At 72.1% G+C, this 14,158-nt stretch carries 15 protein-coding genes; 11 read left to right on the top strand and 4 right to left on the bottom strand.

What is annotated here, in order from left to right:
- Positions 1 to 78: 78 nt before the first annotated feature.
- Entirely contained in the window at positions 79 to 1,032 is a 954-nt protein-coding gene (locus tag GA0070624_RS03750) for a catalase (RefSeq protein WP_091336697.1), read from the top strand.
- Between the two features lie 6 nt (positions 1,033 to 1,038).
- Here the strand turns inward: GA0070624_RS03750 and GA0070624_RS03745 are convergent, their stop codons facing one another.
- On the bottom strand, positions 1,039 to 2,679 hold the full coding sequence (locus tag GA0070624_RS03745; RefSeq protein ID WP_091336696.1) for a sodium/solute symporter: 1,641 nt from the start codon (positions 2,677 to 2,679) through the stop codon (positions 1,039 to 1,041).
- 1 nt (position 2,680) lies between these two features.
- Complete coding sequence (locus GA0070624_RS03740) at positions 2,681 to 3,127, bottom strand: DUF485 domain-containing protein (protein WP_245718650.1); 447 nt, start codon at positions 3,125 to 3,127, stop codon at positions 2,681 to 2,683.
- Between the two features lie 170 nt (positions 3,128 to 3,297).
- On the opposite strand from GA0070624_RS03740, the gene GA0070624_RS03735 reads away from it, so the two are divergent.
- Positions 3,298 to 3,849, top strand: a complete 552-nt coding sequence (locus tag GA0070624_RS03735; RefSeq protein WP_176731583.1) for a Uma2 family endonuclease — start codon at positions 3,298 to 3,300, stop codon at positions 3,847 to 3,849.
- A 12-nt stretch (positions 3,850 to 3,861) separates the two neighbouring features.
- Here the strand turns inward: GA0070624_RS03735 and GA0070624_RS03730 are convergent, their stop codons facing one another.
- On the bottom strand, positions 3,862 to 4,524 hold the full coding sequence (locus tag GA0070624_RS03730; protein ID WP_091336692.1) for a DUF5701 family protein: 663 nt from the start codon (positions 4,522 to 4,524) through the stop codon (positions 3,862 to 3,864).
- A gap of 48 nt (positions 4,525 to 4,572) precedes the next feature.
- Between GA0070624_RS03730 and GA0070624_RS03725 the strand changes: the two genes are divergently transcribed.
- The 9 genes from GA0070624_RS03725 to GA0070624_RS03685 all read left to right on the top strand — a co-directional run bounded on the left by GA0070624_RS03725 (position 4,573) and on the right by GA0070624_RS03685 (position 13,488).
- The gene (locus GA0070624_RS03725) at positions 4,573 to 5,364 is read left to right on the top strand and encodes a prepilin peptidase (RefSeq protein WP_245719118.1); all 792 of its coding nucleotides are present in this window, start codon (positions 4,573 to 4,575) and stop codon (positions 5,362 to 5,364) included.
- 194 nt (positions 5,365 to 5,558) lie between these two features.
- Positions 5,559 to 5,777 carry a Flp family type IVb pilin gene (locus tag GA0070624_RS35180; RefSeq protein ID WP_091336690.1) on the top strand — a complete coding sequence of 73 codons (219 nt, stop codon included), beginning with the start codon at positions 5,559 to 5,561 and terminating at the stop codon, positions 5,775 to 5,777.
- Complete coding sequence (locus tag GA0070624_RS03715; protein WP_281180946.1) at positions 5,774 to 6,232, top strand: TadE/TadG family type IV pilus assembly protein; 459 nt, start codon at positions 5,774 to 5,776, stop codon at positions 6,230 to 6,232. The genes GA0070624_RS35180 and GA0070624_RS03715 overlap by 4 nt, the downstream gene beginning before the upstream one ends.
- On the top strand, positions 6,232 to 7,317 hold the full coding sequence (locus GA0070624_RS03710) for a pilus assembly protein TadG-related protein (protein WP_176731582.1): 1,086 nt from the start codon (positions 6,232 to 6,234) through the stop codon (positions 7,315 to 7,317). Before GA0070624_RS03715 ends, GA0070624_RS03710 begins: the two co-directional genes overlap by 1 nt.
- Before the next feature lie 34 nt (positions 7,318 to 7,351).
- A complete protein-coding gene (gene cpaB, locus GA0070624_RS03705) occupies positions 7,352 to 8,134 on the top strand; it encodes a Flp pilus assembly protein CpaB (RefSeq protein ID WP_091336684.1) in 783 nt (260 codons plus the stop codon).
- 6 nt (positions 8,135 to 8,140) lie between these two features.
- Positions 8,141 to 9,313 carry a CpaE/TadZ family protein gene (locus tag GA0070624_RS03700; RefSeq protein WP_091336682.1) on the top strand — a complete coding sequence of 391 codons (1,173 nt, stop codon included), beginning with the start codon at positions 8,141 to 8,143 and terminating at the stop codon, positions 9,311 to 9,313.
- Positions 9,310 to 10,677 (top strand): TadA family conjugal transfer-associated ATPase, encoded by a 1,368-nt coding sequence (locus tag GA0070624_RS03695; RefSeq protein ID WP_091336680.1) that lies wholly within the window; start codon positions 9,310 to 9,312, stop codon positions 10,675 to 10,677. The genes GA0070624_RS03700 and GA0070624_RS03695 overlap by 4 nt, the downstream gene beginning before the upstream one ends.
- Positions 10,671 to 12,572, top strand: a complete 1,902-nt coding sequence (locus GA0070624_RS03690; protein ID WP_091336678.1) for a type II secretion system F family protein — start codon at positions 10,671 to 10,673, stop codon at positions 12,570 to 12,572. Before GA0070624_RS03695 ends, GA0070624_RS03690 begins: the two co-directional genes overlap by 7 nt.
- Before the next feature lie 4 nt (positions 12,573 to 12,576).
- Positions 12,577 to 13,488, top strand: coding sequence for a type II secretion system F family protein (locus GA0070624_RS03685; protein WP_091336676.1), 912 nt, complete (start codon positions 12,577 to 12,579; stop codon positions 13,486 to 13,488).
- A gap of 8 nt (positions 13,489 to 13,496) precedes the next feature.
- Here GA0070624_RS03685 and GA0070624_RS03680 read toward each other — a convergent pair whose 3' ends face one another.
- Complete coding sequence (locus GA0070624_RS03680; protein ID WP_091336674.1) at positions 13,497 to 14,111, bottom strand: LuxR C-terminal-related transcriptional regulator; 615 nt, start codon at positions 14,109 to 14,111, stop codon at positions 13,497 to 13,499.
- Between the last annotated feature and the right edge of the window lie 47 nt (positions 14,112 to 14,158).

Below are 14,158 nucleotides of genomic sequence, written 5' to 3'. Positions count from 1 at the left end.
GCCCGATACGGTGGTCTCCGTCGGTCTGAATGAGGGGGCGTCCGGAGGACCTCGCCCGCCTGACGAAGGGACCTTTCCATGGTTGCCACCAGAAACCGGGCCGCCGTCGCGGAGGAAGAACTCTCCGAGCCGCTCCCGGCCCGGCTGGTCCAGGACATGCACGCCGTGTTCGGTGAGCACCACGCCCGCGCGGTGAACACGAAGGGGATGATCGTGCGGGGTGGCTTCGCGCCGAGCGCCGAGGCCCGCGAGCTGTGCCGGGCGCAGCTCTTCCGCGAGTCCATGGTGCCGGTGGTCGCCCGCTTCTCGAACTTCGCCGGTTTTCCGAACATCGCGGACAATGCCTCGCTGGCGAATCCGCGGGGGTTCGCCGTCAAGTTCCTGATCTCCGACGGATCCAACCTGGACATCGTCAACCACAGCGTCAACGACTTCCCCGTCTCGAGCATCACCGAGCTGAGCGAACTCATGCAGGCGGCCGCGCGTAGTGGTGGCCAGCCGACTCCCGGCTCCGAGCTGGACGTGTTCTTCGAGAACAATCCGAGGGTGAAGAATTTTCTGACCAAGCCGACCCGGGCGCCGCGGAGCTGGGCGACCATCTCCTACTACTCGATCAACGCGGTGCAGTTCACCAACCAGCGGGGTGAGAACTGCTTCGTCCGCTACCAGTTCGTCCCAGCGGCGGGCGAGCAGATCGTGCCCATTGAGGAAGAGGGGCGCCTGTCACCGGACTACCTGTTCGAGGAGATCAGCGAGCGCCTGGCGGCGGGCCCCGTCCGGTTCACCTGGTACGCACAGGTCGCCGAGGACTCCGACGCGATCGACGACCCCGCCACCGCCTGGCCGGACGACCGACGGCGGGTCCCGCTCGGCACCATCACCATCGACCAGCTCGGGCCGAACAGCCCCGAGGCGGACCGGGCGCTGGTCTTCCTGCCGGGCTCGCTGCCGCCGGGCATCGAGGTCGCCGACCCGATGCTCACCTTCCGCAACGCGGCCTACCCGTATTCCTTCGCCGAACGCAACCGGTGACGCTGGTCAGAGCCGCAGCGTTTCCGGGGCGTGCAGCCGGAGCATGGTGGCACCGACGTCGGCGGGGAGTCGGCGGCGGGTGGCCATCGACACCGCGACCATCACCGTGAAGGCCAGCGGCACGGTCCACGCGGCCGGCTGCGCGGTCAGCGTGGACGGCCAGCCGGACAGCGGCGGGCCGATCACGGTCACCAGCACGGCAGCGATCGCCGCGCCGCCGCCGACCAGCACCCCGGCCGCCGCGCCCAGGTCGGTCAGCCCGCGCCACCAGATGCCGAGCACCAGCAGCGGGCAGAAGCTCGACGCGGCCACCGCGAAGGCCAGCCCGACCACCTGGGAGACGTCCAGTCCGGAGACGTTCAGCGCGAGCACCGCGGGAACCGCGCCGGCGATCACCGTGGCCAGCCGGAAGCCGCGTACCGAGCCGCGGCCGAGCACGTCGGTGGAGATCACCCCGGCGACGCTGGTGAGCAGCCCGGACGAGGTGGAGAGGAACGCCGCGAACGCCCCGGCGGCGACGAGCGCGGCGAGCAACCGGCCAACCAGCCCGTCGCCGAGCGCCGCGCTGGGCAGCAGCACCACCACCGCGTCGGTGTGGCCGGTGACCAGAAGTTGCGGCGTGTAGATCCGGCCCAGCACCCCGTAGATCGTGGGGAGCAGGTAGAAGAGGCCGACCAGGGCGAGCACCACCAGGGTGGTGCGGCGGGCGGCGGCGCCGTCCGGGTTCGTGTAGAAGCGCACCAGCACGTGCGGCAACCCCATGGTGCCGAGGAAGGTGGCCAGGATCAGGGAGTACGTCGCGAAGAGCCCCCGGTCGTCGTCCCCGGCGGTGTCCGGCAGCAGCCAGTCGGCCGCGCCCGTGGCCACCCCGGAGACCTGCGGCACCGGGTCACCGGCGGCGAACTCCAGCCGGTCGCCGGTGCGTACCTCCCGGGTGTCGCCGTCGGCGAAGGTGAGGGTCGCGGGGTGCTCGACCACGACGGTGGTGGCGGTCCGGAACGCCGGCCCGTCGGGCGGGGTCACCGCCGGGCGGGCGTCGGCCTGCCAGTGCAGCGCCAGGAAGATCGCGGGTACGGCCAGCGCGGTGAGCTTGAGCCAGTACTGGAACGCCTGGACGAAGGTGATCGCCCGCATCCCGCCCAGCGCCACGTTGGCGGTGACCACCACCGCGACCAGCAGCGCCCCCACCGGGTACGGCGAGCCGGCCACCGTGGCCAGGGTCAGCCCGGCGCCCTGGAGCTGCGGCACCAGGTAGAGCCAGCCGATGAAGATCACGAAGACCGTGGCCAGGGTGCGCAGCCGGCGGGAGCCGAGCCGCACCTCGCAGAAGTCGGGCAGGGTGAACGCGCCCGACCGGCGCAGCGGCGCGGCCACGAAGAGCAGCAGCGCCAGGTAGCCGGCGGCGAAGCCGACCGGGTACCAGAGCACGTCCACGCCGTACTTGAGGATCAGGCCGGCCACGCCCAGGAAGCTGGCCGCGGACAGGTACTCCCCGCCGATCGCGGCGGCGTTCCAGGTCGGGCTGATCGCCCGGGAGGCGACCAGGAAGTCGGAGGTGGTCCGGGCCAGCCGCAGCCCGTAGAAGCCGATCCCGACGGTGACCAGGGTGACCGCCACGATCGCCGGGACCACCAATCCGTTGCCCATCTCAGCGCTCCGGCCGCTGGACCAGGTCGGTGAAGTCCTGCTCGTTCCGTTCCGCGAGCCGCACGTACGCCCAGCCGACCGTGATCAGGAAGGGGAAGGAGGCCACCCCGAGCAGCAGCCACGGCAGCTTCACCCCGAGCACGGTGACCCGCCCGACCGAGGGCGCGATCGCGAAGAGCCAGGGCAGGCCGCCCAGCCCGATCAGCACCACCAGGCTCAACCGCAGCGCGAGCGCGAGCTGGGCCCGGACCAGGCCGCGGACCAGCGCCTCGCCGACCCGGGTCTGCTGGGTCAGCTCGGAGCGGGTCCGCTCCGCCCGGCTGTGTGGGCGGGACACCTCGGCGAGCACGACCCGGGTCCGCCGGGGTGGCTCGGGGGCGCGCGGGGCCGGCACCGGGACGGCCCCGGCGGCCCGTCCCGGACCGCCCTGCTCCTCCGGTCCGGTCATCCCCGGCAGTCTCGCCTGATCAGCGGGAATGTCAAGGGCGCCGCGGGGCGGGCTGTGGACAACCTGTGGAGAACGCTTCACTCCTGTGGACAACCCTGGGGACAGGCGGGGCGTCGTTGTGGACGACCAGGAAGAGTGTCAGGGTGAGCCGGTAGAGAGGAGGTGTGACGGTGACCAGCCCTGCTCGGCCCGGCCGGGGCGATGCCTGGACGGTGGATGACCTCCAGGACCTGCCCGAGGACGGCCAGGACTACGAGATCTTCGACGGGAGTCTGCTCGTGTCCCCCCATGCGGACGTCTTCCACGGCGCGGTCGCCAACCGCCTCCGCCGGATGCTGGACCGCCAGGCCCCGGCCGGCCTCCTGGTCGGGCAGGACATCGGGGTCAGCGCGAAGCGCTCGTCCTACTTCGTGCCAGACCTCTTCGTGGCTCGAGAGGACGCCCTCGACCGGGGCGGTCCCGCGCTTGACCCTGGGGACGTGTTACTCGTGGTCGAGGTGATCTCACCGAGCAACGCGGGCCGCGATCTGGTGCTCAAGCGGCACGAGTACGGGGTGGCCGGCATCCCGCGCTACTGGCTGGTGGAGCCGCGCAAGCGGACCCTGACGGTGCTGGAGAACGTGGGCGGGTTCTTCCGGGAGGCGGCCAGCGTCGGCGTCGAGGGCTCTTGGCGTACTGACCAGCCGTTCCCGCTCGTGCTGACGCTGGCCGACCTCATCTGATCCGGCGTCAGGTCACTCCAGCCCGACGCGGACCGGGTGGGCCGAGGCGGAGCCGAGCCAGGTGTGCGGGTTGCCGTACCAGCACCACCCCAGCTTCGGCGCCCGCTGGCTGATCCAGAGCGCCGGCACCCGCTTGTCGCCGCAGCGGGACCCGACCAGCGAGAAGCACTTGTTCTTCTCCAGCGCCACTGGGTGCTGGGTGATGAAGGCGATGCCCTCGTCGATGGTGAGCGGCAGCCGGTCCTGGCCGGTGATCACCTCTATCGCGGCGGCGGGTGCCAGGTTGACTGTCTCCTCGCCCCGGTCCACGTCGAAAAGCAGGTACGCCGGCCCGGCCGGCACCTCGAGCTCCTTGATCGGGTCGAAGCGCGCCAGGTCGCCCTCGGCGAAGTGCTGGTCGACGAAGCCGGGCTTGCGCTTGCCGGCCAGCGCGGTAAGCCCGAGTCGTTGCTCGACGGGGATCAGCTCCCGGGTGACGACCAGCAGGAACGGCACCCGTGCCTCGGTCGGTGGCGCCAGTTCCGCGGCGCGGGCCACGGCCGCTTCGCGCAGTGGGGTGACCAGCTCGGTGAACTGCTCGACGGAGATTCCGGCGAGCGCGGGGTAGCCCTTCTCCATCAGGGTGCCGACCTGGCGGTCGAACTCGGCGGCGACATCGAACGGGGATCCGGTCACGGGCGGCCTCCACTCACTCGTCCTGCTTACCGTACAGTGTACGGCAGGCTGCCGGTATTCCTGTTCGGCGATTTTCGATGGCCGGTTGGCTACCATGCGCCGGTGCTCCCCCTCGTGGCCGCTGCCACCCTCGCCGGTGCCGCCTGGGGGTCGGTGCTGCCCGGGCTCGTCAACCGGTACGCCGTGGCGTGGCCGGACGGCACCGAAAGGCCGCCGTGGCGGCGCGGCTGCGGGCACTGTGGTGCCGCCGGACCCGGCTGGTGGCGCTCGTCCGGAGCCTGCCCGACCTGCGGCCGCCGACCCACTCCCGGGCGGTGGGTCACCGTCCCGCTCGTGGCAGCGCTCTGCGGTAGCGTCGCCACCGCCGTCGGTGCGGCTCCAGCGCTCCCCGCGTTCCTGCTGCTCGCCGCGATCGCCGTGCCGCTGGCCCTGGTCGACCTCAAGGTGCTTCGGCTGCCCGACCCGCTCGTCGGGGCCGCCCTTGTCGGTGGGGTGGTGCTCCTGGTCCTCGCTTCGGTCGTCGAGCGGGATGCGGGGGCGCTGCTCCGCGCCGGCCTCGCCGCGCTGGTCTGCGGTGTCGGGTATTCGACACTGGCGCTTCTGCCCGGATCGCAGCTGGGATTCGGCGACGTGAAGCTGGGGGCGGTGCTCGGTCTCTACCTCGGCTGGCTGGGGTGGTTCGCCGTCGTGGCCGGCGTGCTGCTCGCCCCGGTGCTGAACCTTCCACTGGTGATTGGGCTGGTCATCGCGGGTCGGGCCGGCCGGAAGACCGCGGTGCCGTACGGCCCCGCGATGCTCGTCGCGGCGATCGCCGCGACGGTCCTGGCCACGCTGCGATAGCCGACCGGACACAGTCACCCTCCACCGTCCGGTGGCCGCGCTTGTGGACGCTCTCGGCGAACGGTCGGCGACACCCACCTGTGACGTCATTGACACGGTTAGTTGCGGACGGGAAAACTCGGCTCGTTCCTTGCCCGGCGTCAACCAACGTCGCGGCGATCCGCCGCGGCCACCCTCCCCTGGAGCGTTGTTCAATGAACGATTTCCTTCTTCGGATCAAGTCCTCGCTCAAGCGCGGTGACCGTGGCGCGAGCGCCGTCGAGTACGCCCTGATCGTCGGCCTCATCGCCGCGATCCTTGGCGGCGTCATCTTCGCGCTCGGTCAACGGGTCGACTGGATGTTCGACCGGGCCTGCGACAACGTGGTGGCCAGCAAGGACGTCACTCAGTGTGACGACACCCGCCCCCAGTGAGGGCGGGGACGCTGCCGTGTTTCCGGTCGGCTCGATGGGCCGACCGGAGTCCGCTCACCCGAACCGGTCAACGCCGGCGGAAGGGTGACCAGGGAGCAGCGGCGGTCGAGATGGCGCTCGTGCTGCCTCTGCTGCTGGTTTTGATCTTCGGGATCATCGACTTTGGACGGATGCTCAACAAGCAGATCGCGCTGACCGAGGCGGCCCGGGACGCAGCCCGGGTCGCCTCCTTCGGTCGCAATGCCGAGGATTCGAAGGCTGCAGCGACCGCACGCGCCACCCGCATCGCGGGCGACGACGCCGTGGTCAACACCGCGCCGTGCTCGACAGCTGGGCAGGACGCGCAGGTCATCGTTACCCAGGACTTCAGCTTCATCACGCCGGTCGGTCTCATCGGCGGCGGCTTCGACGGAAAGGTCACGCTTACTGGTCGGGGAGTCGTGCCATGCCAGTGATGAGTGGGCTTCGGGCCCGCCTCGGCGCGCGCGAGGACCGCGGGGCGGTGGCGCTGACCGTCGGGTTGCTTCTCGGCTCCGGGGTGCTGCTCGGCATGGCGGCCCTCGTGGTCGACGTTGGCAACCTCTATGCCGAACGAGGTCAACTGCAGAACGGCGCGGATGCCGGCGCCCTCAAGATCGGCCAGATCTGCGCGACCGACTTGGCCGCCTGCTCGCCCGCCGCCACCGATCTGCAGAACGTGGCCGAGTCGTACGCCACCCGGAACGCGAATGACGGCGCCGCCGCCGCGACGGTCCCCGTCTGCGGCCGGGGAGGTGCGCTCCCACAGTGTCCGCAATGGAAGGACCGGCTCAGCGACTGCGTGGGACCGCCACCGGAGTCCGTCAGCTATGTGGAGGTGCACACCAGCACGCGCAGCGACGACGGTTCCACCGTGCTCCCGCCGATCTTCGCTCAGGCGTTGGTGGGCGGCTACGAGGGCGCGGAGGTGGGAGCCTGCTCCCGGGTCGCCTGGGGACCGCCGACCAGGGCGACCACCCTCGCGATGACCATCTCGGCCTGCGACTGGAACCGGTACACCGGCAACGGAGGCGGGCTCCCGTCGGTCGAGCAGTCCTTTCCGGTGTACGACGAGACGGCCTCCACGACCTGCGCCCCGTTTAGCGGTTCGGGTGGCGGCCCGGGTGGATTTCGCTTCTTCAAGGACGCGGACGACGACTGCCGAACCAGCCTGGCCCTGGGCGACGGTCGCCGGGTGAGCACCGGGGACAGCCGGCCGACGGACTGCCGGAGCCAACCACTGTCCGACCTGGTCGCGGCGAAGCGCCCGATCCTCGTGCCCGTGTTCGGCGCGATCTCGGGTGGCGGCGGCAACGCCGAGTACACCGTCTCCGGCTTCGCGGCGTTTGTCGTCACCGGCTGGCACCTGCCGGGCCTGGAAGTCCCGTCCGCGAAGCGGTCGGCCTGCGACGACGGCGCCAGCTCGTGCGTCTTTGGCTACTTCATTAAGACGGTCGTGCCGGGCGGCGGCGCGATCGGCGGACCGGACCTGGGCGCGCGCGTCGTCGCCCCCATCGGCTGACATCGGAACACTGGAGAAGGTAGGACCCGCACTCATGGCCCGACGCATCATCCCGGTGCTGATCTCCCTCGTCCTGGCGGCGCTGGGCACCGGCGCCATCATGCTCTACCTGCGTTCGGCCGACGACCGTGCCATCGAGGGCAAACGGGCCCGCACGGTGCTGGTTGCCGACAAGCAGATCCCGGCGGGCACGTCGGGGAAGTTGCTGCGGACCAAGGGATACCTCCGCCAGGTGCGGATGCCGGTGGAGACGCTGCCCGAGGACGCGTTGGAGCAGGTGACCGGCAACCTCGATGCGCTGGTCACCACCGCCCCGGTGCAGCGTGGCCAGCTCCTGCTGCGCGCCATGCTCGGTAACGCGGTCACGAACGGCAGCGGGCTGGCGATCCCCGCCGGCCAGATGGCGATCACGGCCCGGGTGAAGTCCACGGTGTTCGGCCCGGCCTCGCTGCGCCCCGGCGCCCGGGTGGCGATCTTCTACACGTACACCCCGATGGACGAGCGGAAGCGGGACGTGGTGTCGGGGGCGGGCCTGGAGAAGGGCCGCGAGATCAACAGCGTGACCCGCCTGCTGATGACCGACGTCGAGGTGATCTCGGTGGGACCGGCGCCGGTAGCGGGCAGCGTCGGCGCGGAGGCTAGCCCCGGCGGCGGTGTGCAGGACGAACTGTCGGTCACCTTCGGGCTCAATCAGGTCGACGCGGAGCGGCTGGCCCACGCGGTCGCGCTCGGCGGCGAGCTCAACGTCGGCGTGCTGGGCGACTCCTCGAACGTCAGGCCCGACTCGGGCGTGGACAACCGATCGCTCTTCGGGTGAGGCGAGATGACGATCCTCTTTGAACCCCACCGGCAGTGGAACGCCCACCTGGCGTCGCTGCTCGGCACCGGGGTGCTCACCACCAGCCGGCTCGAGGACGTGGAGCGGCTCCTCGCCGACCGGCACCCCGATCCGCTGGTGCTCTTCGGCCCGAGCACCGACGCCGCGCTGGCGCTCAACTTCGCGGCCCGGCAGCGGCTCGCCCGCCCCGCTCTGGGCGTCCTCTTGCTGCGCGAGAAGCTGGACGTCGAGACCATGGGCCAGGCGCTGCGGGCCGGGGTGCGAGACGTCGTGGACGCGCACGACATCGCCGCCGTGCGGGCCGCCTGCGATCGTTCGCTGGAGGTGTCCCGGCACCTGCTCGGGGCCGGTACGGGGGCCCGGGCGGCCAGCGAGGCGCGGGTGGTGACGGTCTTCTCGGCCAAGGGCGGCTGCGGCAAGTCGACGCTGGCCACCAACCTGGCGGTGGCCCTGGCCGACGGCGGCCAGCGGCGGGTCTGCCTGGTCGACCTGGACCTCGCCTTCGGTGACGTCGGCATCATGCTGCAACTGGTGCCCGAGCGGAGCATCGCCGACGCGGCCAACGCCCGCGAGCGGATCGACCCCACGCTGATCCGCGCCCTGCTGACGCCGTACGCGCCGGGGATCGACGTGCTGCTCGCGCCGGTCGGCCCGACGGACGCCGAGCGGATCGGGCGGGAGCTGGTGGCCCAGGTGCTCGCCGTCGTCCGCGCGATCGCCGACTACGTCGTGGTGGACACGCCGCCGGCATTCACCGAGGCGGTGCTCGCCGCGCTCGACGTCTCCGACCTCCACGTGCTGGTGGCGACCCCGGACGTCCCCGCGCTGAAGAACCTCCGGGTCGCCATGGACATGCTCGATCTGCTCGAGCTGCGCAAGGAGGCCCGACTCGTGGTGCTCAACCGCAGCGACGCCCGGGTCGGGCTGACCGGGGCCGACGTCGAACGCGTGCTCCAGAGTCCGATCGCGGTGCACATCCCGTCCAGCCGGGACGTACCGGTGTCGATCAACCGCGGGGTACCCATCATGGTGGAAAAGCCGGGTCATCCGGTCAGCCGGGCCATCCGTGAGCTGGCGCTGGAACGGGTCACCGACAAGGCCGCCCAGCGGGCCGGGCGTAGGCTGCGGGAGCGGCTCGGTCGGGCAGGCAGCCGATGAGCCTCACCGACCGGCTGGCGCAGCGCTACCCGGGCGGCGACAGCGGCCGGATCGCCCGCACCTCCGGCGCGATCACCGGGTCCACCAGCGGTGGGTTGAGTGCCTCCCTGCGCCTGCGCATCCACCGGGAACTGCTGGAGATCCTGGGCCCGCAGCTGTACGACAACCGCACGCCGGACGCCGTACTGGAGAAGAAGGTCCGCGACACGATCAGCGACGTGCTGGCGCGCAGCGATTCGCCGCTGGCCGTCGCCGACCCGGCGCGGATCTCGGCCGAGCTGCTCGACGAGATCCTCGGCCACGGCCCGGTGGAGCCGCTGCTGCGCGACCCGGACGTCACCGAGATCATGGTGAACGGCCCGGACCAGATCTTCGTGGAGCGTTTCGGGCGCATCCACCAGGTCGACGCGTCGTTCGTGGACGAGCACCACCTGCGACGGGTCATCGATCGCATCGTCTCCCGGGTCGGCCGGCGGGTCGACGAGTCGAGCCCCATGGTGGACGCCCGACTGCCCGACGGGAGCCGGGTGAACGTCGTCCTGCCGCCGGTGGCGCTCGACGGTTCGATGCTGACCATCCGCAAGTTCGCCCGCGAGGCGCTCACCACGGACGACCTGATCGGCTTCGGCACCTTCACTCCGGAGGTGGCGCAGTTCCTGTACGCCTGCGTCCGCGCCCGCGTCGACGTCGTGATCAGCGGCGGCACCGGCTCCGGCAAGACCACGACCCTCAACGTGCTCTCCAGCTTCCTGCCGCCCGAGGAGCGGATCGTCACCATCGAGGACGCGGCGGAGCTCCAGTTGCGCCAGAACCACGTCCTGCGTCTGGAGTCGAGACCGCCAAACATCGAGGGCCGCGGCGAGATCACCGTCCGGGACCTGGTCCGTAACGCGCTGCGTATGCGGCCGGACCGGATCGTCATCGGCGAGGTCCGCGACGGCGCCGCGCTCGACCTGCTCCAAGCGATGAACACCGGGCACAACGGGTCGCTGACCACGGTGCACGCAAACAGCCCCCGCGACTCGATCTCCCGGCTCGAGACCATGTCCCTGATGGCCGGGCTGGAGCTGCCGGTACGCGCGATCCGGGAGCAGATCGCCTCCGCGGTGGACCTCGTGGTGCACCAGAGCCGGTTGCGGGACGGCAGCCGACGGGTCACCCAGGTGACGGAGGTGCTCGGCATGGAGGGCGAGGTGGTGACCATGCAGGACCTGTTCGTCTTCGACCATCGGGCCGGGCACGACGACAACGGCCGGCACCTCGGCGCGTTGCGCTCGACCGGGTTGCGCCCGCGCCTGCTCGAGACCCTCGCCGACGCCGGGATCCCGGTGCCCGTCGGCCTGTTCGAAGGCCGGCCGTGGTGATCCCACGCGCCGGGCTCGCCGTGCTGGCCGCCCTGGGCCTCCTGCTCGGCACCGCCGCCCCGGCCCTGGCGGACCGGAATCTGGCCGTTACGGTCGCCGACGTGACGCCGGGCCAGGTGCAGCTCGTCGCCGACGTGTCCGGCGTGTCCGCCGCCCCGCCGGTGACCGTCGCTCAGGATGGCCGGCCGCTCTCGTCGAGCGTGCAGGGAGCCGAGGCGTCGGCAGTGCCGCCGCGTACCGTCGTCGTGGTGCTCGACACGGGCGGGGCCATGGCCGGTGCTCGCCTGCCGGCGGCGCGGGAGGGTGTGCTCGCCTTCGCCGAGCGGCTCCCCGCGGACGTGGCGGTCGGTCTGGTGACGGCGGCCGCGAAGCCTGCGGTGCTGGTCCGCCCGACCCAGGACCGGGGCGCGTTGCGAGCGGCCCTGTCCGGCCTGCGCGCCACGGGCGAGACTGCCGTCTACGCCGGGCTGCGGGTGGCGGCCGAGGCGGCGAAGCAGGCTCCGGACCGGCGGCTACTGGTGGTGACGGCCGGTAGGAACACCACCGGTGACCCGGCGGATCCGGTGGTCCGGAACCTCGCCGCGGCCGGGGATCGGGTGGATCTGGTGCCCGTCCAGGTCCCTGCCGGCGGGCTGACCGAGCTGCGTCAGCTCGTCACCGCCACCGGCGGCGCCGTCCGGCCGGCGGCGCGGGCCGACGCGGTGGGCGGAGCCCTGCGCGCCGTGGCCGAAACCTTTCCGCTCCGCGTCATCATCACCGTGACCGTGCCACCGGAGCTGGCGGGCACGGCGGGAGACCTGACGGTGACCGTCGGCACGGGCGCGGAGGCGGCCCGCACCTCGGTGCCGGTCCAGTTCGCGTCCACCGCGCCGTCGCCGGCCACAGCCGACCCGGTGCTCCGCGCCCTGCCGTTGCTCCGGCCGCCGCTGATCGCGGTACTGGTGTTCGGGGTACTCCTGATCTCGACGCTGCTCGCCATCTCCGGCCTGATGGGGTCGACTCGGCAGCGCCGGCTCCGGCAGGTGGAGCAGTTCCGCTTGCCCACCTCCGGTGCGCCCACCCACGGCCGCCCGCAGGTGCGGCCACAGCCGGGGGGCGGCCTCACCAGCACCGTGCTGGCCCTCTCCGACGGGATCGCGCGAGCCCGCGGTGGCGAGGAGCGGATCGCCCAGGATCTGGAGCGCGCCGGGATGACCATACGTCCACGGGAGTGGACCGCGGCGCGCGCGGGGGCGACGGTCGGCGGCGCCATCCTTCTCGGGCTGCTCGGCGGAGCACTTGCAGCGCTGCTCGGGGCGGCGCTGGGCTGGCTCGCCGCCGGACTCTACCGCCGGGTGCGCGGGGTCCGGCGCCGCCAGGCCTTCGCCGATCAGCTCCCGGACACGCTTCAGCTGGTGGTCGGCTCGTTGCGCTCGGGCTTCTCGTTGGCGCAGGCGATCGACGCGGTGGTCCAGGATTCGCCCCCGGGCCCGCTGACCGTGGAACTCGGTCGGGCCATGGCCGAGGTCCGCCTCGGGTCCGACCTGGACGACGCGTTGGAGCGGGTGGCGCAGCGGGTGGAGAACGAGGACCTCGCCTGGACGGTGATGGCGATCCGCATCCAGCGCGACACCGGCGGCAACTTGGCGGAGGTCCTGGAGACCACGGTGGAGACGCTGCGCGAGCGCGACCGGCTGCGCCGCCACGTGCGGGCGCTCTCCGCCGAGGGGCGACTGTCGGCGTATGTGCTCATCGCGCTGCCCATCGTGATGGCGGTCTGGATGCTGCTGACCCGCCGCGACTACCTGAGCCCGCTGTGGACCACGGCGGTCGGGCTGGTCATGCTGGTCGGCGCCCTGGTCCTGATGGTGGTCGGCATCTTCTGGATGGCGCGCTGGATCAAGGTCGAGGTGTGAGGGGATGGACTCGCTGCTGTTGGTGACCGGCCTGGGCGCGCTGTTCCTGGCGCTCGTGGCTGCCATGTTCGCGGTGACCGGCGGGAGTGACCGGCGTGCGGTCGCCCGCACCCTGCAGGCGGCCGACCAGGGCTACCGCCTCCTCCCGTCAGCCCCGCGGGTCGGCGGCCAGCCCCACGGAGCGCTGGTCGACCAGGCGCGGTCGGTCGGTCGCCGGTTGACGCCCGCCGGCGCGTTCGAGGGCCTGGGCCGCCGGTTGGACCAGGCGGGCAATCCGTCCTGGCTCGGCATCGACGCGGTGCTCGCGTACAAGGGTGTGCTGCTCTTCGTCGGCGCCGCCGTCGGGCTGCTCCTGGCGGTGGTCCTCGCCGGCCCGGTCGGCGCGGCGGTGTGGGTGGTGGCCGGCGCCGCCGCCGGATTCTTCGCGCCGGACCTGCTCGTGCTGCACCTCGCGCAGGAGCGGCAGCAGGAGATCCGCCGCACCCTGCCCGACATCATGGACACCCTGGTGGTGACGGTCGAGGCGGGTCTGGGGTTCGAGGCCGCCCTGGCGCAGGTGGTCCGGAACGGCCGGGGGCCGATGGTCGGCGAGTTCGCCCGGCTGCTGCACGAGATGCAGATCGGCCGTCCGCGGGTGGACGCGTTGCGCCAGATGGCCGCCCGGACCAGCGTCAACGAGCTGAAGGCGTTCGCGTCGGCGGCGGTGCAGGCGACGACGCTGGGTGTCCCGATGGCCAAGGTGCTGCGGCAGCAGGCCGCCGAGATGCGCCTGCGCCGGCGCCAGCGGGCTGAGGAACTCGCGCAGAAGGTGCCGGTGAAGATCCTCTTCCCGATGATCTTCTGCCTCTTCCCCGCACTGTTCGTCGTCGTGATCGGGCCGGGCGTGATCAGGCTGCTGGACGCCTTCGGCAACTGACGACCCCGCTATCCGGAGGGCGGGGAGCCGCGCCACCCGCCCTCGGCGTCCGGCCTGGCCGCCATGTCGATCTTGGCTCGGGCCCGGGCGGCGTACGTCCTGACGGTCGACTCGCTGACCTGCAGCCGGCGGGCTATCTCGATCGGGCTCAGCCCGTCGAGGATCAGCTGGTTGACCTCGCGCTCCCGCCGGCTCAACCCGGCCGGCGGGCCGCTGCGCAGAGCGCCGGCGAGGGAGCGGGACGGGAAGCTGGCCCGTCCCGCCAGGCTGTCCCGGATGGCGTCCGCGGTCTGCGCGACCCCCGCCGTGCGGGGCAGGTACGCCGAGACTCCCGCGGTCACCGCGCGCCGGAGCAACTGGTCGGTGGCCGAGCCGAACAGCACCACCCGCAGGTCGGGTCGACGGGCGCGCACCCGCGACGCCAGATCGATCCCGTCGCCGTCGGGCAGGCGGACGTCCACGGTCAGCGCGTCCGGCGCCAGGATGTCGAGGACCCGCAGGGCCTCGCCGGCCCGGCTGCTGACGCCGACCAGTTCCGTGTCCGCCAGGGCGGCGACGGCACGACTGACCAGCAGGTGGGTGGCGGGCCGGGCGTGGAGAGCGAAGACCGTCGACACCGACATGCGGCCCCCTCGCGGCGATCGATGGCGAGCTCACCAGGCGGCGAGAC

This window comes from Micromonospora rhizosphaerae (genome assembly GCF_900091465.1).
Taxonomy (GTDB): Bacteria; Actinomycetota; Actinomycetes; order Mycobacteriales; family Micromonosporaceae; genus Micromonospora; species Micromonospora rhizosphaerae.
The sequence above is the reverse complement of the archived record's forward strand: the minus strand, read 5'-3'. Positions and strand labels throughout refer to the sequence as shown.

Coding starts and splice junctions, on each gene's coding strand:
- GA0070624_RS03695 (WP_091336680.1), top strand. CDS start 9,310: ATGAGCCTCACCGACCGGCTGGCGCAGCGCTACCCGGGCGGCGACAGC.
- GA0070624_RS03750 (WP_091336697.1), top strand. CDS start 79: ATGGTTGCCACCAGAAACCGGGCCGCCGTCGCGGAGGAAGAACTCTCC.
- GA0070624_RS03710 (WP_176731582.1), top strand. CDS start 6,232: ATGAGTGGGCTTCGGGCCCGCCTCGGCGCGCGCGAGGACCGCGGGGCG.
- cpaB (WP_091336684.1), top strand. CDS start 7,352: ATGGCCCGACGCATCATCCCGGTGCTGATCTCCCTCGTCCTGGCGGCG.
- GA0070624_RS03700 (WP_091336682.1), top strand. CDS start 8,141: ATGACGATCCTCTTTGAACCCCACCGGCAGTGGAACGCCCACCTGGCG.
- GA0070624_RS03685 (WP_091336676.1), top strand. CDS start 12,577: ATGGACTCGCTGCTGTTGGTGACCGGCCTGGGCGCGCTGTTCCTGGCG.
- GA0070624_RS03740 (WP_245718650.1), bottom strand. CDS start 3,127: ATGACCGGACCGGAGGAGCAGGGCGGTCCGGGACGGGCCGCCGGGGCC.
- GA0070624_RS35180 (WP_091336690.1), top strand. CDS start 5,559: ATGAACGATTTCCTTCTTCGGATCAAGTCCTCGCTCAAGCGCGGTGAC.
- GA0070624_RS03680 (WP_091336674.1), bottom strand. CDS start 14,111: ATGTCGGTGTCGACGGTCTTCGCTCTCCACGCCCGGCCCGCCACCCAC.
- GA0070624_RS03745 (WP_091336696.1), bottom strand. CDS start 2,679: ATGGGCAACGGATTGGTGGTCCCGGCGATCGTGGCGGTCACCCTGGTC.